This window comes from Bradyrhizobium sp. (assembly GCF_036735945.1).
Taxonomy (GTDB): Bacteria; Pseudomonadota; Alphaproteobacteria; order Rhizobiales; family Xanthobacteraceae; genus Bradyrhizobium.
In genome coordinates this window covers 26,964-50,978 of record NZ_DAINNI010000002.1, presented here as the reverse complement: position 1 = coordinate 50,978, position 24,015 = coordinate 26,964, and the positions used below count along the sequence as shown (strand labels likewise).

27 protein-coding genes and 2 pseudogenes are annotated in these 24,015 nt (G+C 64.1%); 16 read left to right on the top strand and 13 right to left on the bottom strand.

The features are described from left to right. The 5 genes from V7E26_RS01135 to V7E26_RS01115 all read left to right on the top strand — a co-directional run bounded on the left by V7E26_RS01135 (nucleotide 1) and on the right by V7E26_RS01115 (nucleotide 3,897). A complete protein-coding gene (locus V7E26_RS01135; RefSeq protein ID WP_324412570.1) occupies nucleotides 1-810 on the top strand; it encodes an ABC transporter ATP-binding protein in 810 nt (269 codons plus the stop codon). A 23-nt stretch (nucleotides 811-833) separates the two neighbouring features. Continuing rightward, entirely contained in the window at nucleotides 834-1,595 is a 762-nt protein-coding gene (locus V7E26_RS01130; protein ID WP_324412790.1) for an ABC transporter permease, read from the top strand. Continuing rightward, complete coding sequence (locus V7E26_RS01125) at nucleotides 1,595-2,584, top strand: 2-hydroxyacid dehydrogenase (RefSeq protein WP_324412568.1); 990 nt, start codon at nucleotides 1,595-1,597, stop codon at nucleotides 2,582-2,584. Before V7E26_RS01130 ends, V7E26_RS01125 begins: the two co-directional genes overlap by 1 nt. Next, complete coding sequence (locus tag V7E26_RS01120; protein WP_324412566.1) at nucleotides 2,584-3,282, top strand: protease inhibitor Inh/omp19 family protein; 699 nt, start codon at nucleotides 2,584-2,586, stop codon at nucleotides 3,280-3,282. The genes V7E26_RS01125 and V7E26_RS01120 overlap by 1 nt, the downstream gene beginning before the upstream one ends. Before the next feature lie 207 nt (nucleotides 3,283-3,489). Next, nucleotides 3,490-3,897, top strand: a complete 408-nt coding sequence (locus tag V7E26_RS01115) for a hypothetical protein (RefSeq protein ID WP_324412564.1) — start codon at nucleotides 3,490-3,492, stop codon at nucleotides 3,895-3,897. 150 nt (nucleotides 3,898-4,047) lie between these two features. On the opposite strand, the gene V7E26_RS01110 is transcribed toward V7E26_RS01115, so the two are convergent. After that, nucleotides 4,048-4,560 (bottom strand): GDSL-type esterase/lipase family protein, encoded by a 513-nt coding sequence (locus tag V7E26_RS01110; RefSeq protein ID WP_324412562.1) that lies wholly within the window; start codon nucleotides 4,558-4,560, stop codon nucleotides 4,048-4,050. Between the two features lie 203 nt (nucleotides 4,561-4,763). Between V7E26_RS01110 and V7E26_RS01105 the strand changes: the two genes are divergently transcribed. From V7E26_RS01105 to V7E26_RS01085, 5 genes are all read left to right on the top strand, one after another. Next, nucleotides 4,764-5,162 carry a YciI family protein gene (locus V7E26_RS01105; RefSeq protein ID WP_324412560.1) on the top strand — a complete coding sequence of 133 codons (399 nt, stop codon included), beginning with the start codon at nucleotides 4,764-4,766 and terminating at the stop codon, nucleotides 5,160-5,162. 31 nt (nucleotides 5,163-5,193) lie between these two features. Then, nucleotides 5,194-6,477, top strand: a complete 1,284-nt coding sequence (locus V7E26_RS01100; RefSeq protein WP_324412558.1) for an RNA polymerase sigma factor — start codon at nucleotides 5,194-5,196, stop codon at nucleotides 6,475-6,477. Nucleotides 6,478-6,683: 206 nt separating this feature from the next. Next, nucleotides 6,684-7,769 carry a cytochrome-c peroxidase gene (locus tag V7E26_RS01095; RefSeq protein WP_324412556.1) on the top strand — a complete coding sequence of 362 codons (1,086 nt, stop codon included), beginning with the start codon at nucleotides 6,684-6,686 and terminating at the stop codon, nucleotides 7,767-7,769. Between the two features lie 26 nt (nucleotides 7,770-7,795). Next, complete coding sequence (locus V7E26_RS01090) at nucleotides 7,796-8,116, top strand: cupredoxin domain-containing protein (protein WP_324412554.1); 321 nt, start codon at nucleotides 7,796-7,798, stop codon at nucleotides 8,114-8,116. 33 nt (nucleotides 8,117-8,149) lie between these two features. Continuing rightward, nucleotides 8,150-9,808: a methyl-accepting chemotaxis protein gene (locus V7E26_RS01085; protein ID WP_324412552.1), complete on the top strand. Its 1,659-nt coding sequence runs from the start codon at nucleotides 8,150-8,152 to the stop codon at nucleotides 9,806-9,808. A 34-nt stretch (nucleotides 9,809-9,842) separates the two neighbouring features. On the opposite strand, the gene V7E26_RS01080 is transcribed toward V7E26_RS01085, so the two are convergent. From V7E26_RS01080 to V7E26_RS01035, 10 genes and pseudogenes are all read right to left on the bottom strand, one after another. Further along, nucleotides 9,843-10,154: a putative quinol monooxygenase gene (locus tag V7E26_RS01080; protein ID WP_324412550.1), complete on the bottom strand. Its 312-nt coding sequence runs from the start codon at nucleotides 10,152-10,154 to the stop codon at nucleotides 9,843-9,845. Between the two features lie 145 nt (nucleotides 10,155-10,299). Beyond that, entirely contained in the window at nucleotides 10,300-10,518 is a 219-nt protein-coding gene (locus V7E26_RS01075) for a hypothetical protein (protein WP_324412548.1), read from the bottom strand. Between the two features lie 55 nt (nucleotides 10,519-10,573). Further along, nucleotides 10,574-11,149, bottom strand: coding sequence for an HdeD family acid-resistance protein (locus V7E26_RS01070; protein WP_324412546.1), 576 nt, complete (start codon nucleotides 11,147-11,149; stop codon nucleotides 10,574-10,576). 169 nt (nucleotides 11,150-11,318) lie between these two features. Further along, entirely contained in the window at nucleotides 11,319-11,489 is a 171-nt protein-coding gene (locus tag V7E26_RS01065; RefSeq protein WP_324412544.1) for a hypothetical protein, read from the bottom strand. 79 nt (nucleotides 11,490-11,568) lie between these two features. Further along, nucleotides 11,569-11,790 (bottom strand): annotated as a pseudogene (locus V7E26_RS01060) (JAB domain-containing protein); the annotation flags it as partial. Further along, entirely contained in the window at nucleotides 11,778-12,002 is a 225-nt protein-coding gene (locus V7E26_RS01055; protein WP_324412542.1) for a DUF4926 domain-containing protein, read from the bottom strand. The pseudogene V7E26_RS01060 and the gene V7E26_RS01055, both read right to left, overlap by 13 nt. After that, a complete protein-coding gene (locus V7E26_RS01050; RefSeq protein ID WP_324412540.1) occupies nucleotides 11,999-12,349 on the bottom strand; it encodes a DUF6883 domain-containing protein in 351 nt (116 codons plus the stop codon). The genes V7E26_RS01055 and V7E26_RS01050 overlap by 4 nt, the downstream gene beginning before the upstream one ends. Nucleotides 12,350-12,429: 80 nt before the next feature. Continuing rightward, nucleotides 12,430-13,143 (bottom strand): RadC family protein, encoded by a 714-nt coding sequence (gene radC, locus V7E26_RS01045; RefSeq protein ID WP_324412539.1) that lies wholly within the window; start codon nucleotides 13,141-13,143, stop codon nucleotides 12,430-12,432. 91 nt (nucleotides 13,144-13,234) lie between these two features. After that, nucleotides 13,235-14,059 carry a type I methionyl aminopeptidase gene (map, locus tag V7E26_RS01040; RefSeq protein WP_324412537.1) on the bottom strand — a complete coding sequence of 275 codons (825 nt, stop codon included), beginning with the start codon at nucleotides 14,057-14,059 and terminating at the stop codon, nucleotides 13,235-13,237. Nucleotides 14,060-14,175: 116 nt separating this feature from the next. Continuing rightward, the gene (locus tag V7E26_RS01035) at nucleotides 14,176-15,492 is read right to left on the bottom strand and encodes a mechanosensitive ion channel family protein (RefSeq protein ID WP_324412535.1); all 1,317 of its coding nucleotides are present in this window, start codon (nucleotides 15,490-15,492) and stop codon (nucleotides 14,176-14,178) included. A 216-nt stretch (nucleotides 15,493-15,708) separates the two neighbouring features. On the opposite strand from V7E26_RS01035, the gene V7E26_RS01030 reads away from it, so the two are divergent. The 3 genes and pseudogenes from V7E26_RS01030 (at nucleotide 15,709) to V7E26_RS01020 (ending at nucleotide 18,267) form a co-directional block, all read left to right on the top strand. Then, the gene (locus V7E26_RS01030; protein WP_324412532.1) at nucleotides 15,709-17,502 is read left to right on the top strand and encodes a potassium/proton antiporter; all 1,794 of its coding nucleotides are present in this window, start codon (nucleotides 15,709-15,711) and stop codon (nucleotides 17,500-17,502) included. 128 nt (nucleotides 17,503-17,630) lie between these two features. After that, nucleotides 17,631-17,941, top strand: a pseudogene (locus tag V7E26_RS01025) (type II toxin-antitoxin system RelE/ParE family toxin). Beyond that, a complete protein-coding gene (locus V7E26_RS01020) occupies nucleotides 17,938-18,267 on the top strand; it encodes a helix-turn-helix domain-containing protein (protein ID WP_324412530.1) in 330 nt (109 codons plus the stop codon). The pseudogene V7E26_RS01025 and the gene V7E26_RS01020 overlap by 4 nt, the downstream one beginning before the upstream one ends. Before the next feature lie 229 nt (nucleotides 18,268-18,496). Here the strand turns inward: V7E26_RS01020 and V7E26_RS01015 are convergent, their stop codons facing one another. After that, a complete protein-coding gene (locus V7E26_RS01015; protein ID WP_442893336.1) occupies nucleotides 18,497-18,721 on the bottom strand; it encodes a dodecin in 225 nt (74 codons plus the stop codon). A gap of 233 nt (nucleotides 18,722-18,954) precedes the next feature. Here V7E26_RS01015 and V7E26_RS01010 point away from each other — a divergent pair, with 233 nt between their 5' ends. From V7E26_RS01010 to ilvD, 3 genes are all read left to right on the top strand, one after another. Continuing rightward, nucleotides 18,955-19,884, top strand: a complete 930-nt coding sequence (locus V7E26_RS01010; RefSeq protein ID WP_324412528.1) for a glycine reductase — start codon at nucleotides 18,955-18,957, stop codon at nucleotides 19,882-19,884. Nucleotides 19,885-20,070: 186 nt separating this feature from the next. Then, the gene (locus V7E26_RS01005) at nucleotides 20,071-21,264 is read left to right on the top strand and encodes a CaiB/BaiF CoA transferase family protein (protein ID WP_324412526.1); all 1,194 of its coding nucleotides are present in this window, start codon (nucleotides 20,071-20,073) and stop codon (nucleotides 21,262-21,264) included. 135 nt (nucleotides 21,265-21,399) lie between these two features. Further along, nucleotides 21,400-23,244 (top strand): dihydroxy-acid dehydratase, encoded by a 1,845-nt coding sequence (gene ilvD / locus V7E26_RS01000; protein WP_324412524.1) that lies wholly within the window; start codon nucleotides 21,400-21,402, stop codon nucleotides 23,242-23,244. 111 nt (nucleotides 23,245-23,355) lie between these two features. Here ilvD and modC read toward each other — a convergent pair whose 3' ends face one another. Further along, nucleotides 23,356-24,015 carry a molybdenum ABC transporter ATP-binding protein gene (modC, locus tag V7E26_RS00995; RefSeq protein ID WP_324412522.1) on the bottom strand — a complete coding sequence of 220 codons (660 nt, stop codon included), beginning with the start codon at nucleotides 24,013-24,015 and terminating at the stop codon, nucleotides 23,356-23,358.

The following is a 24,015-nucleotide window of genomic DNA, read 5'->3' as shown; positions in this document are numbered from 1 at the left end:
ATGGCCGAGCCGGCTTTGTCCGAAACGGATATCGACGCAACTGATCTCGCGGTGCGCCTGCGCGCCGTCACCAAGGTCTATGATACCGGCATCACCGCGCTCGGCCCGCTCGATCTCGACGTCGCCAAGGGCGAATTCGTCTCGCTGCTCGGACCATCGGGATGCGGAAAATCGACCGCGCTGCGGCTGATCGCGGGGTTGGCCGCGCCGAGCGGGGGCAGGGTGGAAGTTTCCCACCGCGCCAGCAAGGCGGATGGGCGCCATCCCATCGGCTTCGTGTTTCAGGAACCCACCCTGATGCCGTGGGCAAGCGTGCGCGAAAACGTCCGCCTCCCGCTCAAGCTGGCGCATGTGACTGATGATGACGCCGGCCGGCGGATCGACCAGGCGCTGGCGCAGGTGGGACTGGCCGAATTCGCCGGAGCATATCCCCGGGAACTCTCCGGCGGCATGAAGATGCGGGTCTCGCTGGCGCGCGCGCTCGTCACCGATCCGGATATCCTGCTGCTGGACGAGCCGTTCGCGGCGCTCGACGAGATCACGCGCTTTCGCCTCAACAACGACCTGCTGGATCTCTGGCGCGCGCTGCACAAGACCATCATCTTCGTCACCCATTCGGTGTTCGAGTCGGTCTATCTGTCGCAGCGGGTGATCGTGATGACGGCGCGGCCGGGCCGCATCTTCAGCGAATTCGGCATCATGACATCGGAGCCGCGCGGCGAGGAGTTTCGCACCTCGGCGGAGTACGCCGCCCACTGCCGCGAGGTCTCCGCCGCGCTCGCGCCGTCCTATTCCGGGCAGCGCACGTGAGTTCGTTCCGCAACATCGGCCGCATGCTGCTGCCCATCGCGGTGGCGGCGGCAGGGCTCGCGCTGTGGGAACTCGTGGTGCACGTCAACGACATCCAGCCCTACGTGCTGCCGAGCCCGCATCTCGTGCTGCAGACGCTGGTTGCCGACTGGACCGTGCTGTCGGAATCGCTCGGCGTCACCCTGCTGACCACGCTGGAGGGTTTCATCGCGGCGGCGATCGGCGGCATCGCGCTGGCGCTGTTGTTCAACCAGTCGAAATGGCTGGAATATTCGCTGTTTCCCTATGCCGTGATCCTGCAGGTCACGCCGGTCATCGCGATTGCGCCGCTGTTGCTGATCTATCTGCCGCAGCAGACCGCGGTGATCGTCTGCGCCTGGATCGTCGCCTTCTTTCCGGTGCTCGCCAACACCACGCTTGGGCTGAATTCGGTCGACCGCAATCTGGCCGGGCTGTTTCAGCTCTACGGCGCGTCACGGCTGCAGACGCTGCGGTACCTGAAATTACCGGCGGCGCTGCCCTATATTCTCGGCGGCCTGCGGATCGCGGGCGGGCTGTCGCTGATCGGCGCAGTGGTGGCCGAAATCGCGGCGGGCACGGCGGGCGCCGGCTCCGGCCTTGCCTTCCGGATCGCCGAATCAGGCTATCGCCTCAACATTCCCCGGATGTTCGCCGCCTTATTGTTGCTGTCGGTGGCCGGGATTGTCATTTATGGGCTGCTGGCGCTAGTTTCGCACCTTGTGCTACGGCGCTGGCACGAAAGCGCGCTCGGAAAGGAAAGTTGATGGCTGCCGCAAACACTTCGTCGGAGAAGATCGATCTCCTGGTCTACGGCCCCATCCGGCCGATCCTCGAAAACGGCTTTTCGGATCAGTACGTCCTGCACAGGGCGGAGAGCCGCGCCGACCTCGAGCGGCTGACGCCCGATACCACCGCGAAGATCCGCGGCATCGCGGTGACCTATCACACGGTGCCGGCGGACGCCAAGGCGCTGTCGCAATTCCCGAAGCTCGAAATGGTCGCCAGCTTCGGCGTCGGCTACGACCATGTCGATTCCGCCTACGCGCGCGAGCACAACATCGTCGTCACCAACACGCCCGACGTGCTGACGGAAGAAGTCGCAGATGTCGCGATGGGGCTCTTGATCTCGACCTTGCGCGAATTCGTCAGGGCCGACCGCTATCTGCGCTCCGGCCAATGGCAGACGCAGAACTATCCCCTGAGCGTCGGTTCGCTGCGCGACCGCAAGGTCGGCATCGTCGGCATGGGCCGCATCGGGCAGGCGATCGGACGCCGGCTGGAGGCCTCGCTGGTGCCGGTCTGCTACCACTCGCGCAACAAGTCTTCGGCCGTATCCTACAAGCACTATCCCGACCTGATGGAGATGGCGAAGGACGTCGACACGCTGGTCGTGATCGTGCCGGGCGGCGCCTCCACCGCCAGGATGATCAATGCCGATGTGCTCAAGGCGCTCGGTCCGCGCGGCGTCCTGATCAACGTCGCGCGCGGCTCTGTCGTCGACGAGCCGGCGCTGGTCGCGGCGCTGAAATCCGGCACCATCCTGGCGGCGGGGCTGGACGTCTTCGCCAGCGAGCCGAACGTTCCGGACGAACTGAAGACCATGCAAAATGTCGTGCTACTGCCACATATCGGCTCGGCTTCGGTGGTAACGCGCAACGCCATGGATCAGCTTGTCGTCGACAATCTGAAGAACTGGTTTGCCGGCAAGCCGCCGTTGACGCCGGTGCCGGAAACTCCCGTGAAGGGACGCTGATGTCGCTGGCGCGTTCGGGTATCGCAGTGGCGGCGCTGACGGCGCTGCTCTCTGCGCCGCCATTGGCGGCGCAGGATGCTTCGAACCTGAAGAAGGACATGATCGGGCAGTGGGAGCTTGCCACCACCGAGCGCAGCAAGACCTGTGTCGTCACGTTGAAGAGCGACGCGACGCCGCAAGGGCTCAAGCTGGAGCTTGAGCCCGCCTGCCCGAAGGCGCTGCCGTTCACCAAGGACATCGCGGCCTGGAATATCAAGGGGCTGGATATCGTCCGGCTGCAGGATGCGGCCGGACAGCCGGTGATCGACTTCACCGAGGTCGAAAGCGGCATCTTTGAGGGCCTGCGGACCGGGGAGGGCGTCTACATCCTGCAGAACCTCGCCGCCGCGCGTTCGCTCGCCAAGTCGATGGACCAGATGATCGGCGACTGGTCGATGGTCCGCGGCAACGGCCGGCCGATCTGCGGCCTGACGCTGACCAACACCGAAGCGTCAGGCGATAATTTCCAGGTGTTCCTGAAGCCGAAATGCGATCCCGCGGTCGCGGCCTTCGCGCCGACGGAATGGCGGCTCGATCGCGGGCAAATGGTCCTGACGTCGAAATCCGGCGAGAGCTGGCAATTCGAGGCCGACGACAATGCACAGTGGCGCAAAGTGCCCGATACCGCCGATCCGCTGATCATGCTGCGGGGGCAGTAGGGTTCGATTGTCCGTGAATCGGGCCGCTCTCATAAAGGCGATGTCGGCTTCTGGCGGCCAAGCGGAAAGCTCCTGATCGGTTACGGCATTACTGCTCGTGATCCAAAGCACCATTCTGCGAACGCACATGGTTTCGTAATCGCTCGGTAACTTTCGAGCCGTATTGGTTCTCGCCGCTTGGTATGACGATCCAATCGCGCCCGCAAAATGAGAACGCATCTCGAATTCGTCTCTATATCGTTTCCGCCTGACCCTGGCGAAGATGAGCAGGTCAATCCCGGGCTGCATGGGAAACGACTGGCACAGTTCTTGTGGGAGGAACTGCCACGCCACGGCTTCGTGGTTTCGCGCGTGGGTCCGGAGGATTGGGGGTGGCGGATCGACTTCGAAAATCCTGCTTTTCCCCTCTGGCTCGGATGCGGCAATTACCAGGAGTACGAGAACGGCTTCCTGTGTTTCATCGAACCGTCGCGTCCTTTCGTTCGACAGCTATTGAAGAAGATCCCAACAACCGACACGGTCGAACGTCTTGCCGCAGCTCTGCAGATGATTTTGGAGCAGAGCGGCAAGGCGCAGCAGATGCGTTGGTGGAGCGAAGGCGAGATACCTCGCTGACCGAAACGCCAGTCGAAGCCATCGCAGCCGGCAGTCCAGAGGTCTGCTCTTAGGCCCAACTCGGACCTCTGGTGAGGTCTGCTACCGCACCGCTGTCAGGGTACAGCAGACATCCGCGCCCCAATTTTCCGCGGGGCTATGAGTACGCCTCTACCGCCCGATCGCACCCGCCACCTGCGACGCAACCTGTTCGGCGAGCATGTGGTAGCCCTCCGGGGTGAGATGCTGGCCGTCGGGCTGGTGCGGCAATCCCCTGAAGCTGCTGTTTGGAATCATGATCACCGGGATGCCGCGGGCGCTCAACTGGCTCCGGATTTCCGACGTCCGGTCGGGGGAGCCCTTGCGCCGGTCGTTGCCGCCCGGCTGGAGAATGACGGCGCTGGTGCCTTTCGGCACGGCCTGACCCAGGCGCCGCAGCATGCCGTCCGTGGTGTCGCCGTTGATGCCGGCGTTGACGACACGGATGTTGGTTCCCTTGGCGCGCAATATCGCCTCGAGCTGTGCGGGGTAGGCCTGACCGCGCGCGACCCCTTTGCCATAGGTGTTGCTGGCGCCCAGCGCCACGACGGTGGCGGCGGCGGCCGGCGCGGCCGCAAAAATGAGGATGGCCGCAAGGATGGACAGGAAACCCGGGATGCCAGGTCGGAATGGGCGCGATTTCATGCTTGCTCCTCCTCGCATCGGTGCAGGAACCCTACAGGGCCGATATCGCCGGGCGCAACCCGATAGGGGCGGCGGGTCCGCCGGAAGCCTCGCAAAATTAATCCAGCGACCTGTCGATCCAGCCCCCTCCCGTTCGTCGTATTCCATAGCGAGACAGTTTCGTGGCGATTGCCGCCACGGCTCGCCTCAACGGGAGTTTTTCGATGCGCTTCATGTATATCGTTACCTCGCCGCAGCCCGACCGAGGCCCGACGCCAGCCCTGATGGAAGCAATGGGCAAGCTTGCCGAGCGCGAGATCAAGGCCGGCCGCATGCTCGATACCGGCGGGCTGCTGCCGATTGCCATGTCTGGCGCGCAGGTCCGGATCACGGACGGCAAGCTCGGCGTGACCGACGGCCCGTTCGTCGAGAGCAAGGAACTGATCGGCGGCTACGCGATCTTCGAGCTCCGCGACATGGATGAGGCGGTGGCGGCCGCGAGGGAGTTCATGCAGTTGCACCTCGAGCACATGCCGGGCTGGGAAGGCACCTGCGAGGTTCGCGTGATGGCGACCCCCGGCGTCGACGGCGCCTGCGAGGCCGGCATCCGCGCCCACGCCTGATGTCGATGTTCGTCCGGCGCAATCGGCGGCGATGACGGCCGCCGGCATCCACCGCACCATCCTGGCGGTCTGGCGCATCGAGCAGCCGCGCCTGCTCACCGGCCTGTCCAGGATGGTGCGCGACGTGCCGCTGGCCGAAGACCTGACGCAGGAAGCGCTGCTGGCGGCGTTGGAGCATTGGCCTGGCAGCGGCGTGCCTGACAGGCCCGGCGCCTGGCTGATGGCGACCGCCAAGCGCCGGGCGCTCGACGAGCTGCGCCGGCGCGGCATGCTCGCGCGCAAGCACGAGATGCTGATACGCGACCTCGAGCAGGAACAGCAGGCGATGCCTGACCAGGACACGGCGCTCGACGACGACATCGGCGACGAGCTGCTGCGGCTGATCTTTACCGCCTGCCATCCAGCATTGTCGCGCGAGGCCCGCGCGGCGCTGGCGCTGAAGATGATCTGCGGCCTGACCACGGAAGAGATCGCCCGCGCCTTCCTGCAGCCGGAGCCGACCATTGCCCAGCGCATCGTGCGGGCGAAGCGGACGCTGTCGGCATCCGGGCTTGCCTACGAGACCCCGCATAGGGCGGAGCTTTCGGAACGGCTCGCCTCGGTGCTGGAGGTCGTCTACCTCATCTTCAACGAGGGCTACACGGCGGCCCGTGGCGACGAATGGCTGCGGCCGCAGCTCTGCAACGATGCGCTGCGCATGGGCCGGGTGCTGACGCTGGTCGCGCCGCGGGAAGCCGAAGCGCACGGTCTGCTCGCGCTGATGGAATTGAACGCCTCCCGGACTGCCGCGCGCACCGATGCCGCTGGCGATCCGATCCTGTTGATGGACCAGAACCGCGCGCGCTGGGATCAGCTTCAGATCCGCCGTGGTGTTGCCGCGCTGGCGCGGGCGCGCGAACTTGGCGGCGGGCGCGGCTTCTACACGCTGCAGGCGGCGATCGTCGCCTGTCACGCCAGGGCGGCCACGCCCGATGAGACGGAGTGGCCGCGCATCGCGTCGCTCTATGCCGAACTGGCCGCGCTGGTGCCGTCACCGATCATCGAGCTCAATCGCGCGGTCGCCGTCGGCATGGCCGAAGGGCCGGCCGTTGCGTTTGCGATCGTAGACCGACTGGCAAGCGAGCCGGCGCTCAGGAATTACCACCTCCTGCAAAGCGTTCGCGGCGATCTGCTTTGCAAGCTCGGCCGCCATGCCGAAGCGCGTGCCGCGTTCGAGATCGCAGCGGCACTTGCAGGAAACAGACGCGAGCAGGAGTTGTTGAAGCGGCGCATCGCCGAAGCGGCCGAACCGCAAGCGGCGCCGATTTCCGAATGAGTGACATGTCTCGCGCACCTCAGGATTGCTGAAGCCGCTGCAATGGCGGCGGCTTTGCGATTCGTAGAACTACGGAAGCCGGAGCTTCCGTTCCGAACGTTGTGATAACCATTGACGATTATCGTGACACCGACTCGTACGGAATTCCCATTTGTCCGTCGTGCAGGTCGTGGGCGGCTCAACGGCGCAATCTTCGAGAACGTGGAATGTCACGATTACTTGCTCGCCGATCTTTCCTGTGCACGGCAATCGTTGCTGCCGTCAGTGTCGGCGCCATCGGCTTTGCCGGTATCAGCTTCGGTGCGGCCGTTGTCGGCGAGACGCGCCGCGTCGATCTCGCCCCGAAAGCGGCCACCGGAATGGATGCGATGAAGGCGCTGTACAAGCGGCCGACAACGATCCCGTTCCCGAAGGAAAATCCCTACACGCCCGAAAAGGCGGCGCTCGGCAAGAAGCTCTATTTCGACACACGGCTCTCGGTCTCCATGGCGCAGTCCTGCGCGAGCTGCCACAGCCCCGGCTTTGGCTGGGGAGATGGTCTGGCGGTCGGCGTTGGCCATGGCATGGCCAAGCTCGGCCGGCACTCGCCGACCATCGTCAACGCCGCGTGGGGTGAAATCTTCATGTGGGACGGCCGGCTGGCCACGCTCGAGGAGCAGGCGCTCGGTCCGATCCAGGCCGCCGGCGAAATGAACATGCCGCTCGAGAAATTGATGGCGCGGCTGACATCCATCGCGGAATACAAACCGCTGTTCGCTGCTGCGTTTCCGGGCGACGGCATGAACGTCAAAACGCTGGCCAAGGCCATCGCAACCTACGAGCGGACCGTGGTGTCCGAACGGGCTCCCTTCGATGCGTGGATCGAGGGCGACGAAAAGGCGATCTCGGAGGACGCCAAGCGCGGCTTCGCGGTCTTCAACGGCAAGGCCATGTGCTCCGCCTGCCACGAAGGCTGGAATTTCACCAATGACGGCTTCCAGGATATCGGGCTGCCGAGCACGGATATCGGCCGCGGCGAGTTCGTGCCGGGCGTGGTCAAGATGCGGCACGCGTTCAAGACCCCGGGTCTGCGCGAGATCGCGCGCCGAAGCCCGTATATGCACGACGGCTCGCTCGACACGCTGGAAGCGGTGATCGAACATTACGATCACGGCGGCGTCGACCGTCCCAGCCGTTCGGACCTGATGAAGCCGCTCGGCCTCACCGCCCAGGAGAAATCCGATCTGGTCGCCTTCATGAAGACGCTGACCAGCAATCTCAGTCCGACCGCCGTACCGGTCCTCCCCCGCTGATCTCATCCGCACCGACAAGGAATCCGATGCACAAGACCATCATGTTTTCTCTCGCCATCCTCTCCGGCCTGTCGGTTGGCGCGCTCGCCGCCAACCAGGTGATTCACCAGCAGGGACGCGTGTTCTCTTCCGAGAACGTCACCATCAAGAAGGGCGACGCGCTGACCTTCGTCAACGACGACAGCATTCCCCACAACATCATGTCGGCGACCAAGGGCAGCGAATTCAATCTCGGCTCGCAGGCGCCCGGGATGTCGACCGACGTGACCTTCAAGGAAGCGGGCAACGTTCAGGTGATCTGCGCCATCCATCCGCGGATGAAGATGATGGTGAACGTCACGGACTAATCGCGCGCCAGACGGCCCTGCCGGAGATTTGTGATGTCGATCCGCTACAAGATTTTCGGCGCCTTCAGCGTTGTCGTCCTGCTTGCCTGCGGGCTCGCATTCTATGGCATCAGAGGCATCTCCACCTCCGGCGATCTGGTGGTGCGGCTCTATGACGGCCCGCTGATGGGGATCAACCACGCGCGTTCGGCGCATGCGGCGTTGAACGAGGCGCGTCTCGTGATGCAGCGCAGCCTGACCGACGGCGCGACAAGCGAAGCCGTTACCCGGTTTGAGAAGCTGGTTCGCAACATTTCCGAAGATCTCAACGTGGTCAGGGACAGGGTCCAGAGCGCGGCCGTCAAGACCGCCCGGGAGAAGGCTGAGGCAAGTCTTCGTGGCTGGTCCGACGCCGGACTGAAGATTCTCAAGCCGGCGCCGGGCGGGCTGACCGGCATCCCCACGACCTTCTCGCTGACGCGGCAGGGCGATGAGGCCATCGCAGCGCTCGACGACCTGGTGGAACTGGTAGCTGCCTACGGGTTCGACTACCGGACCGAGGCGGAAGCGTCAGTCGCCGAAGCCCGCACCGCCCTGCTCGGGATCGCCATTGGCACCGCGATCATCGGCTTCATGATCGCAATCGGTTTCGCCTATTCGCTCAGCAAGCCGATCTCCGCTGCGGTACGTGTTGCAGAACGCGTTGCGGCCGGAAATTTCGCCGACGATATCGCGGTCCGGCGGCGTGACGAACTGGGCCGACTCCTGAAGTCGCTCGCCGTCATGCAGGCGAGCCTGAAGGCCCGCGCCGATCAGGATCTCGCTCTGATGTCCTCGAAGGACGTGACCCATGCGCAACAGGTCACCCGGCGGCAGCGCATCGAGGCCGAGATCGAAGCCTTCCGTTCCACCTTCACCGCCGCTCTCGCCAACACAGACCGGATGACGGGCGAGTTGACCAACACCGCGCAAACCCTTTCCTCGATTGCGCACGCTGCCGGCAAGCAATCTGTCGAGACCGCATCCACCGCCGGACAAACCTCGGCCAACGTTCAGACGGTAGCCACCGCAGCGAGCCAGCTTGGCGATTCCGTGCAGGCGATCAAGACGCAGGTCAATGACGCCACGACGATCGTGCAGCGCGCATCAGGCATGGCTGGCGCGGCCAATGACACGATCCGGGCCCTTGCCAGTTCCACGCAGCATATCGATGAGGTCGTGGGCTTTATTCGCAACATTGCCGGTCAGACCAACCTGCTGGCGCTCAACGCCACGATCGAAGCCGCGCGCGCCGGCGAAGCCGGTCGGGGATTTGCCGTGGTCGCGTCGGAAGTCAAGGCGCTCGCCACGCAGACCGCCAAGGCCACCGAGGATATTTCCTCCCAGATCGCCGAGGTGCAATCGGCGACCAGGCAGGCGGTCGACAATGTCGGCGCGATCGCTTCGATCATGGACGAGATCGATCGCTTTACCGCGGCGATTGCCGACGCCGTCGGTCAGCAGAACGCCGCGGCAAGCGAGATATCGAGGAGCATCGGCCACGCCGCCGCCGGAACGGAAAGCGTCGCCCGCAGCATTGCGGGAACGGCCACCGCGACCGAGAACACCAATCGTTCGGCCGACCTCGTCCTGTCCACCGCCCGCAACCTGTCGGATCAGGCGGCCGACCTGCGCGCGTCGGTCGACCGCTTCCTCTCGAACGTGGCAGCGTAACGCCCGGTGCCACCGGTCCGGCGTCCGACCTTGATCAGATGAAGCGAAACTGCGACCGCTCCCGTTTGGCGAGTTTCGGGATCGCCTGGCCGAGGATGATGTTCTTGAAGTGATCGGTCTGCTGGTGCTCGGCAAACGCCGTTTCGCCCTTGAACACTTCGTAGAAAAAGAACTCGCTCGGCTTCGCCATGTTCTGGTGGATCTGGAATTCCTTCACGCCGGGTTCGCGCTGGGCCTGCGGAAGGAAGTCCTTCAGAAGCGTCGCGACTGCGCCTTCCTCTCCGGAATTGACTTCCCAGAACGCGGTGACGATCAGGTGCTGGTTTGCATTGTCGGTGGTTGGCATGATGCTCTCCTCATCAAGAGCCGGACCGGTGCTATTCTCCGGCCGGCGAGTGAGATCATGATGCGTGATTTGATCACATCAATGCTTCGATGTATGTCGAATTGTCGTATTCGTGATGCCGCAAGCCCGCATCTGCTCCTGAGCCCTAGCCTGCTTTTGACCCTTCGTAGGATCGACGCAGCAGGGCGAACAGGCTGCCGCCCGTCGCCGCGCCCAACAGGTAGGCCACGGCGACCAGCAGCGCGAGCGGCACACGGGCATTCGAGCCGAGGAACGACATGGTGACGGCTTCGAGGTTTTGCAGCACGAAGATGATGGTCGCCGCGGCGAACAGAATGATGATGGCGAGGTAGACCCAGCGCATGCGCGTCTCCTTCTCGTCAATAGCGACTACGTCTTTCGCAGTCCACCAACGTCTCTCAGCGAGCGCGGCGCAAGCCGAGGCCCAGTCCGATCCAGCCTGCGCCGGCCAGGATGAGATCGATGCCGAGGAACAGGCCAAGGATATACAGGCTCGACACTGGCCAGCGCAGCAGGATCAATATGCCGAGCAAAAGCGTGATCGCGCCTGACAGCGCCACCCAGATCCAGGGGGTTTCCCGCTTCATGCTGAAGGCCAGGAAGATACGCATGATGCCCGAGGCGACCAGCGATGCGCCGAGAACGAGGGTCAGCAGCACGGCGGCAAGCAGGGGATTTTCGAACGTGACGAAGCCGGCGATGATGTAGAGCACGCCGAGCAGGGCCCAGAGCAGGAATTTGCCCCAGCTCTTGATCTGGAAGGCGCTGATCACCTCGGCGACGCCGGCGATGATCATCATCACGCCGACGATCAGGACGCTGACGACGGTCGCCATCGCGACGCTGCCAAGCGCGATAAAGCCGGCGATCAGATAGATGACGCCGAGCGCGACGATCCAACCCCATTTGGCGCGCAGCGGCGCCGTATCCGAACCCGCCCGAGGGCTATTCACGGTGTCTGAAGTGCTGGTCATGACGGTCCTCCGGTGCGAAAACCTATCCGACGTTTGTCTGACGGCCCCTCGGTGCGACAGCGCGCGGCCCGGGATGCCCCGACTCGTGTATAATAACGCAACCGCGCGTTGCGATCACCTGATTTCAGCAGCGCCGGCTCGACCATGCCATCGCGCCTTGGTCGCCGGATCAATCGAATAGCACCTTGGTTCGCGCCTCGTTGCGGGCCAGACTGTTGATTTCAGCAAGCGCCATCGCGCCCCTTAGTTCATCGAGCCAGTCCAGAAATTTGTCGATCAGGTGCTCCGGGCTCATCGAAAGGACCGCGCCCCTCATCCGCTCTGGCAACTGGTTCATCACCGATCCCCCCTCATTCGAAAATGAGCTAATCCCCGATGGATCACTCTCTCACGCGTTCGCCAAAGCGCGAAGCGGAGAGTTAATAGATGGTAAATGCAGACGATAACCAGATGAGCTTCACCCCCCAACTCGCGTACCCGTTCCTGCCGGCGATGATGTGGTCGTGCACGGAAATGCCGAGCGGCCTCGCGATCTCGACGACCGCCTTGGTCATCTGGATATCGGCCTGCGAGGGCGTCGGATCGCCCGAGGGGTGGTTGTGCACCAGAAGACGATGTCGCGCGTCGGTCAACTCACCGCGCGAGCGTGAACGATCTCTCGCTCCTCGATCGGACGAACGTCGGACGCATCAAGGGTCACAACGGCCACGGTGTCGCCCGATAGCGTCGTAAACTCGACCTCGTAGCCCATGCCTTGCCGATGTATAAGAACAACGGTGCCAACGTCACCGACGGCAAGCCGCGCGTCGGGCAAATCGCGTTTTAGAACGACTAAATCGAGTTCGCCGATCATGAGATAACGATCCTTCTCGGCACCAATGTCACCAGGCGAGGGGCATCTTCCTGCGACTCCACAAACCATACCACGCGTACAATTGGAGCGCGACCGTCAGGAGCCCGCAAAGGTCCATCTATCTCATATCTGGTCCCGAAGCGGGTTTGGTGCAACGCAGTAATGTCGTTTGCTGCTGCGTGAGCAAGGATGGCATCGCGCAAAATCCGCCAATCCTGGGGACGAAAGCTGAAGTTCTCGAGGAAACGGGCCTTCGCGCGCCCACCGGTATGGCGTGCGTTCAACAGGTAATTCACGATCTTGGCTTCGGGGACAACTGCACGATCCAGGTTGGGCAGTCGCGACATGTATTTTGCCAGGGTTGTCCGGTGTGTCCGCGGCTCTTTCAGTTCTTAACGACGGCGCGCGTCGAGTACAAGTCCGCGACCTAGATTAGCTTCATCCCCTTCAAGCTCGCGTGCCCGTTCTTGCCGACGATGATGTGGTCATGCACGGAAATACCGAGCGGCCTGGCGATCTCGACGATCGCCTTGGTCATCTGGATGTCGGCCTGCGAGGGCGTCGGATCGCCGGAGGGGTGGTTGTGCACCAGGATCAGCGCGGTGGCGGACAGCTCGAGCGCGCGCTTGATCACCTCGCGCGGATAGACCGGGGTGTGGTCGACGGTGCCGGTCTGCTGGATCTCGTCCGCGATCAGCTGGTTGCGCTTGTCGAGGAACAGCAGGCGAAACTGCTCCTTGTCGGCAAACGCCATGCCGCTCCGGCAATAATCGATCACGTCGTTCCAGGACGACAGCGCGACCTTGCGCCTGATCTCGCCCTTGGCGACGCGGTGGGCGGCGGCCGCCAGCAGCTTGATCTGGTTGATCGACGCTTCGCCGATGCCGTCGATCTCGCGCAGCCGCGCGACCGGCGCGTGGATGACCTCGGCGAACGAGCCGAACGTCTTCAGCAGGGCCTTCGCCAGCGGCTTGGTGTCGCGGCGGGGCAGGGCCGGGAATAGCGCCATCTCCAGCAGCTCGTAATCACTCAGCGCCTCCGGCCCGGCCGCATGGAAGCGTTCGCGCAGGCGTTCGCGGTGGCCGTGATAATGCGGCGTCTCGGCGGCTTGATCCGGGGGATTGCTGGTCCTGGCGGGCATCGGCCGTAACCATGCCGTGCCGGAAAGCTTTTGCAACTCTAAAGTGCGGGGTGTCAGCGGAAAAGGCGCCGTGCAGGTACGGCCTGCCCAATCAGGTCGTCACAGACGGCTTCTCGCCGTTGCGCGCCGACAGCGTGAAGATCTCGACGCCATCCGCGGTCACGCCGACCGAGTGCTCGAACTGCGCCGACAGCGAGCGGTCACGCGTCACCGCGGTCCAGCCGTCGGACAGGATTTTTACATGCGGCTTGCCGAGATTGATCATCGGCTCGATGGTGAAGAACATGCCGGGCTTCAGCATGACGCCTTCGCCGGGCCGGCCGACATGGATGATGTTCGGCTCGTCGTGGAACATGCGCCCGAGGCCATGGCCGCAGAAATCGCGCACCACGCTCATGCCCTGCGGCTCGACGAAGCTCTGGATGGCGTGGCCGATGTCGCCGGTGGTGGCGCCGGGCTTTACCGCGGCGATACCGCGCATCATCGCTTCATAGGTGACTTCGATCAGCCGCTCGGCCTTGCGCGGAATCGGGCCGATCACATACATGCGGCTGGAATCGCCGTACCAGCCGTCGACGATGAAGGTGACGTCGATATTGACGACGTCGCCTTCCTTCAGCGGACGGTCGCCGGGCATGCCGTGGCAGACCACGTGATTGATCGAGGTGCAGGTCGAATAGCGGTAGCCGCGATACATCAGCGTCGCCGGATAGGCGCCATGGCTGAAGGCGAAGTCGCGGACGAACTCGTCGATCCGCGAGGTCGGGATGCCCGCCGCGACGATGTCGGTGAGCTCATCGAGGCACCTGGCGACCAGCGCGCCCGCCTTGCGCATGCCGGCAAATCCGCTCGGGCCGTGCAGCTTGATCTGGCCGGTCTTTCGCAACGAGGTTTCGGACGCTTCAATATAGCTCATGGGCGGTCATGTTTCGGTAGGAGCGGCAATGGGTTGATTTGAAGGCCTAATTTAATGATTGGAACGGTCAGTGCAAGCCGGCCCCGGGCCGCGGGCTGGGCATAATTGGCTTGAATCTAGCCGGAAACTTCCACCACCTGCTCCACCGGGAGCGCGCCGCCGCGGACGCGGATTTCGCGGACCGGATAGGGAACACGGATGCCCTCGCGCTTGAAGGCGTCCCACAGCGCCAGCATCACCTCGCTCTTCACGTTGTCCATGCCGTCGGGATCGGCGATCCAGAAGGTCAGCGAGAACTTCATGCCGGCCTCGGCGAACTCGGTGATGATGCAGTTCGGCGGCTTGTTCCTGATGGCGCGCGGGGCGGCCGCCGCGACCTCGACCGCCAGCTTGCAGACGAGGCGGGGATCGGCGTCGTAGTTGGTGCTGAACAGCACCTTCACCAGCGTATTCTTGTCGGTATAGGTCCAGTTCACGACCTTCTGCGTCACGAGATCCTCGTTCGGGATCAGGAACTCGCGCCCGTCGCCGGCGGCCACCGAGATATAGCGCGTCTTCATGGCGCTGATCCGTCCCGAACTGTCGCCGATGGTGACGAGGTCGCCGGGTTTCACGGATTTGTCCGCCAGCAGGATGATGCCCGAAATGAAGTTGGCGACGATCTTCTGCAGGCCGAGACCGATGCCGACGCCGGCCGCGCCGGTAAAGACCGCCAGCGCCGACAGGTTGATGCCGACGGCGCCCAGCGCGATGGCGACCGCCACCACCATCAGGCCGATGCGGATGATCTTGACCAGCAGAACCTGGACCGATGGCGTCAGGTCGCTGGCGCGGGTAATCCGGCCTTCGATGAAGTTGGCGGCGATGTTGGTCAGCCACAGCGCGGCGAGCAAGAGCGCGCCGGCCTTGATCAGCAGCAATGGCGTCAGCCGCAGGCCGCCGATCTCGATCGCAAACGAATCCAGCGTTTCGGCGGCCGGTTCGAGCTGGCCGAGGATGCTCAGCGCCGCGACGAACCATGCCGCTATCGATACCAGCTTGACGATGAAGGCGTTGCGGATCACCGATGTGATGAGGCGGATCACCAGCCAGGCCAGCGCCAGCTTGGCGGCGACCATCAGCAAATAGCTGCGGCTCGGCCACGTCAGGTGGTACATCGTGATGCGCGCGGCGATCACCAGGACCGCGAACACCGCGGTCGACGCGCTGCCGACCAGCACGCGGACGAAATGGCGGAGCGGCAGCGGCCAGCGCATCGCCAGCGAGGTCATGTCGACCCGCGCGCGGATCGCCGCGTCAGCCGCATAGGCGATGCCGGCGGCGGTCAGGATCAGCCCGAACTGCAGATAGAACCACGGCGAGGCGACCTCGGCGCCGACGGATCGCGCGGTCGCTTGCAGGAACTCGATGACTTCCTTCGGGGCCATATCCATCGGCAAATCTCGTCAGGCAGAGCGCAGGCAGTTTGATTCGAACGGCGGGCAGATTTCCACAAACCGGGCGGGCGGACCATCGATACATGGACCGGCAAAGTCAGTTCAGGCCCTTAAAAACAGGGCACGTTGCCGCGACCGCAGAAATGGGTTGGCGATCAACTGTGGCAACGATATGGATGCATTTGCAAGTATTTGACATGATTTCGGAGGTTCATGGCTTCTCTCGACTCGGTCAGCATAGCGATCTTCCTGGGCGCCGTTCTGGTGATGGCGGGCATCCTGTCGAGCCTGCTCGCGCTGCGCTTCGGGGCTCCGCTGCTGCTGGTGTTCCTCGCCATCGGCATGCTGGCAGGCGATGCGGGGCCCGGCCGGCTCAGCTTCGATGACGTCCGCACCACCTATCTCGTGGGGTCGGTGGCGCTGGCGCTGATCCTGTTCGACGGCGGCCTGCGGACCAAGTTTCAAAGCATCCGCACGGTGCTGGCGCCCTCGATGGTGCTGGCGACGATCGGCGTCCTGCTCACCGCGGTGGTCACCGCGCCGGCCGCCAGATATGTCCTCGATCTGAACTGGACCGAGTCACTGCTGGTCGGGGCTGTCGTGGCGTCGACCGATGCCGCGGCGGTGTTTCTGCTGGTGCATACGCAGGGCCTGCGTCTGCGGCCCCGGGTCGGGGCAACGCTGGAGGCGGAATCCGGCACCAACGACCCATTCGCGATCTTCCTCACGCTGATGCTGGTCGAATTCATTTCGATCGGCGAAAGCTCGGCCGGACACGTCCTGCTGGAGCTCGCCCGCGAGGGCGTGCTTGGCGCCTTCGTCGGCGTGGTCGGCGGCCGCCTGGTGGTGCTGGCGTTGAACCGCATGGCGCTGCCGCAGGGCCTGCACGCGCCCTTTGTCACGACCGCTGCGCTGGTGATTTTCGGCGTCGCGCAGATCGCGCATGCCTCGGGCTTCCTCGCCGTCTATCTCGCCGGCATCATCATCGGCAACCGCCCGACCCGCGCGCATAATTCGGTGGTCACCTTTCTCGACGCCGCGACCTGGCTGGCGCAGATCGTGATGTTCGTGCTGCTCGGGCTGCTGGTATCGCCGCAGCGGCTCCTGGGCAGCGTGGGGCCGGCGGTGATCGTGGCGCTGGTGCTGATGCTGGCGGCCCGGCCGCTCGCGGTGATCCTGTGCCTGATGCCGTTCCGATTCAACTGGCGGGAAAAGATCTTCATCGCCTGGACCGGCCTGCGCGGCGCGGTCGCAATCTTCCTCGCCTCGATCCCGATGCTGATCGGATTGCCGAAGGCCTATCTCTATTTCGACGTCGCCTTTGTCGTCGTCATCATCTCGCTGCTGCTGCAGGGCTGGACGCTGGCACCGGCGGCGCGCTGGCTGCATGTGGCGCTGCCGCGGGTTGACCGCGGCCCACGGCGCGTCGAGCTCGATCTGCCCGGCCAGCTCGAACAGCAACTGGTCGGCTATCCGGTGCGGCCGAAGAGCCTCTTCTTCCGCCGCGGCCTGCTGCCGTCCTGGTCGAAGCCGACGCTGGTGATCCGCGACGAGCGGATTCTGACGCCCACCGAGGCCGATCCGGTCGCCGCCGGCGACTATCTCTACCTGCTTGCGCCGCCGGAAAAGGCCGAATCGCTGGACCGATTCTTCGTCGACATGGCGCCGAGCTCGGCACCCGATCCGCATCTGCTCGGCGATTTCATGGTGTCGGGCGAGCACACGCTGGGCGAACTCGCCGAAATCTACGGCGTCTCCGTCGCGGAAGAGCAGGCCAAGCTGACGCTGGCGGATTATTTCGACATCCACCTCGACCATGCGCCGAAGGAAGGCGCCGAGTTGGTGCTGGATCCGATCGTCCTGGTGGCGCGCAGCATCGGCGGCGGACGGGTCAATGTGGTCGGCCTGCGGCTGCCGGAAGAAGAGGACGTGGTGGTGCCGCTGACGCGCATGCAGCGGGCACGACGCAAGCTGGCGGATGTCTGGGCGTCGGTAGCCGGGGTGTAGATTAACTGGCGTAATCCGCCGTTTGCGGCTCCAATCGACCTACGAGTTGCAAATTGACATCGATCTAAATATAGTAAATACTCTATATGCATCGAAGCGATGAACAAAACTGACACGCCGCTGAATTTCTGGCCACCTCACGGGAGGACCTCAGCGAATTCCCCGATGAGGTCAAATATTGCATTGGGTTCGCGCTTCGAACCGCTCAGAAGGGCGGCAAACATCCCGACGCCAAACCGTTAAAAGGTTTCAAGGGAGCCGGCGTTCTGGAGATCGTGTCTGATTTCGACGGCAACACCTTTCGAGAATCAAAGGCGTCATCTACGTGCTTCATGCCTTTCAGAAAAAATCCAAAAAGGGCATTTCGACGCCGAAAACCGAAATCGACAAAATCAAGCGCAGACTGAAAGAAGCCGAGAATCTGGCGGGGACAGAATGAGAAAAAAAGTCAGAGTCACAAAAAGCAGCGGCAACGTGTTCGCGGACATCGGTCTTCCCAATGCTGCCGCACATTCCATCAAGGCGGATATTGTTCTACGCATTGCCGCCCGGATCAAATCAAAGGGCCTGACCCAAGCCAAGGCCGCGTCGCTGCTTGGTCTTGCTCAACCGGATGTGTCAAAGCTTTTGCGCGGGCATTTTGCCGGTTACAGCTACGATCGGCTGTTTGGTTATCTCAATGCTCTCGGTGAGAAGGTCTGTATCGAAATATCGGAAGCCAAAACCAAGAAAGAGGCCCGGCTTGAGCTGGAGATGGCGGACTGAGAGTTGCGCCCGTCAATGACGCAATGTGAAGGGGCGAACCCGCCGAAATCTACGGCGTCTCCGTCGCGGAAGAGCAGGCCAAGCTGACGCTGGCGGACCGCTGACGCGCATGCAGCGGGCACGACGCAAGCTGGCGGACGTCTGGGCGTCGGTAGCAGGCGTTTGACGGGCATGGGAGCGCACCCGGTGACCTGCGCCCCCGCAACGGAATTCGAAGCCTGCGCGAGCATTACCCTTCGAGGGTAAATCCAACCCGCAAGGTGACCTGGTAGTGGCGCACCGTGCCGTTTTCGATATGGCCCCGGGTCTGCACGATCTCGAACCATTTCATTTCGCGAATGGTTTTCGAGGCGCGGGTAATGGCGTTCTGAACCGCATCCTCGATGCTCTTTTCGGACGATCCGACGAGGTCCAGAATCTTGTACACGTGGTCCTTCATTCCGGTATCAGCCATGGCTAACCTCCGTTGCGGCCTTCGGTGCTTCAGTTTGAACGAGTAATCGACCTCTCCGGTTCCACGGCCTTCGGCCGTTCTGTGTCATCAGGTGATCCCTGCACGACCGGCATGCGTTCCGCGGGGCCGTCAGGCGCATTTTCCGCTGTTGAGGAACGGGTGAAGTATCATAAGCTTAACACAAAGGTCAGTCGCTGACCGCATGGTGGAAACGCCAGGGAGAAACACAAACGATGTCCGACCCCTCTGACGATCAGCTCGGCTTCGCCCCCGACTACGATTCCGCCGTGCCCTATATGCAGCGGACCCGCGATTATTACACGGCGATCGGCTACACCACGCCCTACCGCTGGGCGCATTATGTCGATGCGCCGTTTCAGCCGCTGAAGAAGAAGCTTTCGCAATCGCGCGTCACCATCATCACGACAGCCGCCCGGTATGACCCGACCAAGGGCGATCAGGGGCCGGGCGCGGCCTATAATGGCAGCGCCAAATTCTACCAGGTCTATGACGGCGACACCGCGAAGCAGCACGATTTGCGGATCTCGCACATCGGCTACGACCGCAAGCACACCACCGCGACCGACAACGGCACCTGGTTTCCATTGCCGCAGCTTCTGAAAGCCGCCGCGGCAGGGCGGATCGGCGATGTGGCGCCGCGCTTCTTCGGCGCGCCGACCAACCGCAGCCATCGCGTCACCATCGATGTCGACGCGCCCGACATTCTCGCCCGCTGCCTTGCCGACAGGGTAGACGCCGCCGTGATCGTGCCGAACTGCCCGGTCTGCCACCAGACCTCGGCGCTGGTGGCGCGTCATCTCGAAGCCAACGGCATCCCCACCGTCGTCATGGGTTGCGCCAAGGACATCGTCGAATACGCCGCGGCGCCGCGCTTTCTGTTTTCGGACTTCCCGCTCGGCAATTCCGCCGGCAAGCCGCACGATGTGGAATCGCAGGCGCAGACGCTGGAGCTGGCGCTGCGGCTGCTTGAATCCGCTGCCGGCGCGCGCACCACGATGCAGTCGCCGCTGCGCTGGAGCGAGGACGCCTCCTGGAAGCTCGACTACAACAACATCGCGCAGATGAGCCCGGAAGAACTGGCGCGCCGCCGCGCCGAGTTCGACAAGCAGAAAGAGATCGCGCGAGGCAACCGGGCAGCCTGATCCCTTCCTTCTCCCCTTGTGGGAGAAGGTGGCGCGCAAAGCGCGCCGGATGAGGGGTTCTCCCCGTCGAGGACTGCCTTCGCGGAGACAACCCCTCACCCGTCCCGAACGAGCTTGCGCTCATTCGATCCACCCTCTCCCACAAGGGGAGAGGGAAGAAAGAAGAAAAACCAGGAGGATGTCCCTTTGACCCGACCGTTCGAAGGCGTGAAGGTTCTCGACTTCACGCAGGTGCTGGCTGGCCCCTATGCGAGCTACCAGCTCGCGCTGCTCGGGGCTGATGTCATCAAGGTGGAACGGCGCGAGGGCGAGGACATGCGCCGCACGCCGCTGAGCCGCGAATGGGCCGAGCGCGGCCTCGCGCCCGGCTGGCAGGCGATCAACGGCAACAAGCGCAGCCTGACCCTCGACCTCTCGAAGCCGGAGGCGATCACCATCGTCAAGCAGCTCGCCGGGCAGGCCGACGTGGTGATGGAGAATTTTCGCCCCGGCGTGATGGACAAGCTCGGCATCGGCTATGCGGCGCTGTCGGCGATCAATCCGCGGCTGATCTATTGCGCCATTTCCGGCTTCGGCCAGACCGGCCCCGGCCGATCCGGCGCCGGCTATGACGGCAAGATCCAGGCACTGTCCGGCATCATGTCGATCACCGGTCATCCCGAGACCGGGCCGACGCGGGCGGGATTTGCGGTCTGCGACGTATTGTCAGGCGCGACCGCGGCCTTCGGCGTGTCGAGCGCGCTGTTCCAGCGCACCCATACCGGCAAGGGGCAACTGGTCGATGTCTCCATGCTGGAGGCGACGCTGGCGTTCCTGTCGGGACAGGTGGCGGACTATTCGGTCGCCGGCCACCGCCAGCAGCTTTCCGGCAACCAGGCCGTCAGCCGCCGGCCCACCGCCAACCTGTTCAAGGCCGGCGAGGGCTACCTGCTGCTTGCCGTCAACAGCGAGAAGCAATACCAGGCGCTGATGACGGCGCTCGGCCGGGCCGATGCGCTGGAGGACCCGCGCTTCGTCGACTGGTTCGCCCGGCAGGAGAACGAGGAGGCTTTGCGGGCCGTCATCGAGGAGGCTTTGGCGAAGAAGGACCCGCGCGAGTGGGAGACGATCCTGGAGGCCGCGGGCGCGCCCTGCGCCAGCATCTGGAAGGTCGAGGAGGTGCTCGACCATCCGCAGATAGCAGCGCGTGGCGCCATCCAGGAGCTCGATACGCCCTATGGACGCCTGCGCTTCGCCGGCAGCGGCTTTCAACTCGCCCATGGCGGCGGGCGGCTCGACCGCATGGCGCCGGCGCTCAGCGCCCATACCGAGGAAGTGCTGGCTTCGCTCGGCTACGACACCAAGGCGATCGCGGAACTGCGGGCCCGCGAGGTGGTGTAGCGGTAGCCCGGGCAGGGCATCCGGTTCCTGTCCCGTTTTGGGCATGCTCGCGCATGGCGACCTTGCGCCAAGCCGCTTTGAGCCGCACGGCTTACCGTTTAAAAGACGCCTTTCCCGACCCAAGAAGGACAGATCATGCCCGCCTACCGCTCCCGCACGACGACCCACGGCCGCAACATGGCGGGCGCCCGCGGCCTCTGGCGCGCCACTGGCATGAAGAACGAGGATTTCGGCAAGCCGATCATTGCCGTGGTCAATTCCTTCACCCAGTTCGTGCCCGGCCACGTGCATCTGAAGGATCTCGGCCAGCTCGTCGCGCGCGAGATCGAGAAGGCGGGCGGCGTCGCCAAGGAGTTCAACACGATCGCGGTCGATGACGGCATCGCGATGGGCCATGACGGCATGCTCTACAGCCTGCCGTCGCGCGAAATCATCGCCGACAGCGTCGAGTACATGGTCAATGCGCATTGCGCCGACGCCATGGTCTGCATCTCCAACTGCGACAAGATCACGCCCGGCATGCTGATGGCCACGCTGCGCCTCAACATCCCGACCGTGTTCGTGTCGGGTGGCCCGATGGAGTCAGGCAAGATCAACCTCAAGGGCAAGATCCGCGCGGTCGACCTGATCGACGCCATGGTCGCGGCCGCCGACAGCAATGTCAGCGACGCCGACGTCGAAGTGATCGAACGTTCCGCCTGCCCGACCTGCGGCTCGTGCTCGGGCATGTTCACCGCCAATTCGATGAACTGCCTCACCGAGGCGCTGGGGCTGGCGCTGCCGGGCAACGGTTCGGTGCTGGCAACGCATGCCGATCGCAAGGGACTGTTCGTCGAGGCCGGCCACCTGATCGTCGATCTGGCGCGGCGCTACTACGAACAGGACGATGAAACCGCGCTGCCGCGAAACATCGCGAACTTCAAGGCGTTCGAGAACGCGATGACGCTCGATATCGCCATGGGCGGATCGACCAACACGGTGCTGCATCTGCTCGCCGCCGCCTATGAGGGCCAGGTGCCGTTCACGATGCAGGACATCGACCGCCTGTCGCGGCGGGTGCCCGTGCTGTGCAAGGTGGCGCCGTCGGTGGCCGACGTGCATCTGGAGGACGTTCATCGCGCCGGCGGCGTGATGGCGATCCTCGGCGAACTCGACCGCGCCGGCCTGCTCAACCGCGGCCTGCCGATGGTTCACAGCAAGACGCTGGAGGATGCGCTCGCCCGTTGGGATATCAAGCAGAGCAAGAGCGAGAGCGTCCGCAAATTCTTCATGGCCGCGCCGGGCAATGTGCCGACGCAGGTCGCGTTCAGCCAGGAGCGCCGGTTCGAGGAACTCGATACCGACCGCGCGGCCGGCTGCATCCGCGATGCCGAGCACGCTTTTTCAAAGGACGGCGGCCTGGCCGTGCTGTCAGGTAACATCGCGCTCGATGGCTGCATCGTGAAGACCGCCGGCGTCGATGAGAGCATCTTGAGGTTCGAGGGGCCGGCACGGGTGTTCGAAAGCCAGGACGCCGCGGTCGAAGGCATCCTCGGCAACAAGATCAAGCCGGGCGACGTCGTCGTGGTCCGCTATGAAGGCCCGCGCGGTGGTCCCGGCATGCAGGAGATGCTCTATCCGACCAGCTACCTGAAATCGAAGGGCCTCGGCAAGGTCTGCGCGCTGGTCACCGATGGCCGCTTCTCCGGCGGCTCGTCGGGCCTGTCGATCGGGCATCTTTCGCCGGAAGCCGCCGAAGGCGGTCTGATCGGCCTGGTGGAAGAGGGCGACCTCATCAAGATCGACATCCCCTCGCGCTCGATCAGCCTCGCGGTCGACGACGCCACGCTGGCCAGGCGCCGCGAAGCCATGCTGGCGCGCGGCGCGGAGGCCTGGAAGCCGGCCCAGAAGCGCAAGCGCAACGTGACGATGGCGCTGAAGGCTTACGCCGCGCTCACCACCAGCGCTGCCCGCGGCGCAGTGCGCATCGTTCCGGAGTGATCGTCAGCCTCGTAGCCCGGATGGAGCGAAAGCGAAATCCGGGGCCGCATGTTCCACGATTGAGACCGTCCCGGATTGCGCTTCGCGCCATCCGGGCTACAGACTGATCGCCTACGTCAGCACCTTCACCCCGCCAAGCGCGGTCACCCGGCCGCGCTTGAGCATCACGATCTGCGTCGCAAGCTGGCGCAGTTCAGCGGCGTCGTGGCTGACATAGACCATCGGAATGCCCTCGTCGCGCAGCCGCACCAGGTAGGGCAGGATTTCCTCCTTGCGGCCCTCGTCGAGCGAGCCCAGCGGCTCGTCCATCAGCAGCAGGCGGGGTTTCGACAACAGCGCGCGGCCGAGCGCGACGCGCTGGCGCTCGCCGCCGGAAAGCTGGCCGGGGCGGCGGTCGAGCAGATGGCCGATATCGAGCAATTCCGTGATGCGGGTGAACTGCGCAGGGTCCGCTGCCAGGCGATTCATTCGTCGGCCGTAGTCGAGGTTCTGCCGCACGTCGAGATGCGGAAACAGCCGCGCGTCCTGGAACACGTAGCCGATCCGCCGCCGGTGCGGCGGCACGTGGACAGCCTTGGCCGTGTCATCCAGCGTCTCGTCGTCGAGCGAGATGATGCCGCGGTCGGGCCGCAGCAGGCCTGCGATCATGTTGATCAGCGAGGTCTTGCCGGAACCCGACGCGCCGAACAGGCCGGTAACGCGGCCCTGGCTTTCGAACTTGGCTTCGAGCGAGAATTCGCCAAGCTGCCTGGTGACGTCGACGCGCAGCAT

Coding starts and splice junctions, on each gene's coding strand:
- V7E26_RS01135 (WP_324412570.1), top strand. CDS start 1: ATGGCCGAGCCGGCTTTGTCCGAAACGGATATCGACGCAACTGATCTC.
- V7E26_RS01130 (WP_324412790.1), top strand. CDS start 834: ATGCTGCTGCCCATCGCGGTGGCGGCGGCAGGGCTCGCGCTGTGGGAA.
- V7E26_RS01125 (WP_324412568.1), top strand. CDS start 1,595: ATGGCTGCCGCAAACACTTCGTCGGAGAAGATCGATCTCCTGGTCTAC.
- V7E26_RS01120 (WP_324412566.1), top strand. CDS start 2,584: ATGTCGCTGGCGCGTTCGGGTATCGCAGTGGCGGCGCTGACGGCGCTG.
- V7E26_RS01115 (WP_324412564.1), top strand. CDS start 3,490: ATGAGAACGCATCTCGAATTCGTCTCTATATCGTTTCCGCCTGACCCT.
- V7E26_RS01110 (WP_324412562.1), bottom strand. CDS start 4,560: ATGAAATCGCGCCCATTCCGACCTGGCATCCCGGGTTTCCTGTCCATC.
- V7E26_RS01105 (WP_324412560.1), top strand. CDS start 4,764: ATGCGCTTCATGTATATCGTTACCTCGCCGCAGCCCGACCGAGGCCCG.
- V7E26_RS01100 (WP_324412558.1), top strand. CDS start 5,194: ATGACGGCCGCCGGCATCCACCGCACCATCCTGGCGGTCTGGCGCATC.
- V7E26_RS01095 (WP_324412556.1), top strand. CDS start 6,684: ATGTCACGATTACTTGCTCGCCGATCTTTCCTGTGCACGGCAATCGTT.
- V7E26_RS01090 (WP_324412554.1), top strand. CDS start 7,796: ATGCACAAGACCATCATGTTTTCTCTCGCCATCCTCTCCGGCCTGTCG.
- V7E26_RS01085 (WP_324412552.1), top strand. CDS start 8,150: ATGTCGATCCGCTACAAGATTTTCGGCGCCTTCAGCGTTGTCGTCCTG.
- V7E26_RS01080 (WP_324412550.1), bottom strand. CDS start 10,154: ATGCCAACCACCGACAATGCAAACCAGCACCTGATCGTCACCGCGTTC.
- V7E26_RS01075 (WP_324412548.1), bottom strand. CDS start 10,518: ATGCGCTGGGTCTACCTCGCCATCATCATTCTGTTCGCCGCGGCGACC.
- V7E26_RS01070 (WP_324412546.1), bottom strand. CDS start 11,149: ATGACCAGCACTTCAGACACCGTGAATAGCCCTCGGGCGGGTTCGGAT.
- V7E26_RS01055 (WP_324412542.1), bottom strand. CDS start 12,002: ATGATCGGCGAACTCGATTTAGTCGTTCTAAAACGCGATTTGCCCGAC.
- V7E26_RS01050 (WP_324412540.1), bottom strand. CDS start 12,349: ATGTCGCGACTGCCCAACCTGGATCGTGCAGTTGTCCCCGAAGCCAAG.
- radC (WP_324412539.1), bottom strand. CDS start 13,143: ATGCCCGCCAGGACCAGCAATCCCCCGGATCAAGCCGCCGAGACGCCG.
- map (WP_324412537.1), bottom strand. CDS start 14,059: ATGAGCTATATTGAAGCGTCCGAAACCTCGTTGCGAAAGACCGGCCAG.
- V7E26_RS01035 (WP_324412535.1), bottom strand. CDS start 15,492: ATGGATATGGCCCCGAAGGAAGTCATCGAGTTCCTGCAAGCGACCGCG.
- V7E26_RS01030 (WP_324412532.1), top strand. CDS start 15,709: ATGGCTTCTCTCGACTCGGTCAGCATAGCGATCTTCCTGGGCGCCGTT.
- V7E26_RS01020 (WP_324412530.1), top strand. CDS start 17,938: ATGAGAAAAAAAGTCAGAGTCACAAAAAGCAGCGGCAACGTGTTCGCG.
- V7E26_RS01015 (WP_442893336.1), bottom strand. CDS start 18,721: ATGGCTGATACCGGAATGAAGGACCACGTGTACAAGATTCTGGACCTC.
- V7E26_RS01010 (WP_324412528.1), top strand. CDS start 18,955: ATGTCCGACCCCTCTGACGATCAGCTCGGCTTCGCCCCCGACTACGAT.
- ilvD (WP_324412524.1), top strand. CDS start 21,400: ATGCCCGCCTACCGCTCCCGCACGACGACCCACGGCCGCAACATGGCG.
- modC (WP_324412522.1), bottom strand. CDS start 24,015: ATGCTGCGCGTCGACGTCACCAGGCAGCTTGGCGAATTCTCGCTCGAA.